Source organism: Arthrobacter sp. 05T423 (assembly GCF_056396245.1).
In genome coordinates, this window is the sequence record NZ_JBFTLC010000119.1 from 1 (window position 1) to 418 (window position 418).

The 418-nt window shown below is 75.8% G+C and carries 1 pseudogene; it reads left to right on the forward strand.

From position 1 onward, the window contains the following. Positions 1-418, forward strand: a pseudogene (locus AC1DFE_RS24180) (HNH endonuclease signature motif containing protein); the annotation flags it as partial.

Genomic DNA, 418 nt, shown 5'->3' on the forward strand with positions numbered 1-418 from the left:
CCGAGGAGCTCTCCCGCCGGATCGAGTACCTTCAGCTCCAGGCCGCCTCGGCGGTGGACCGGACACGGACCGAGGCGATCAACGCCGCCGGTTCCGCCAGCCGCGCGGCCGGCTGGACCACCGGCTGGGGCGCCGACCCCGAACCCGCTTCGGCTGCGGCTGCGGACACGGGGTCCGCGGGTTCCTCCCCCTCCGCCGCGGGCCCCTCTGATGCAACCACCACCAGCGCCGCGGCCGACAGTGATGCCAGCGAGAGCGCAGACGCCCCGGCGGTCCCTGCGTTGCCCGCGCGTTCGCTGACCTGGTCCCCGGCCGATGACGGGGCCCGGAACACCGCCGATTTCCTCCGCACCCGGCTCCGGATCAGCACCCCCGAAGCACGCCGCCGCCTCGCCCTCGCCAACGCCACCCTCCCCCG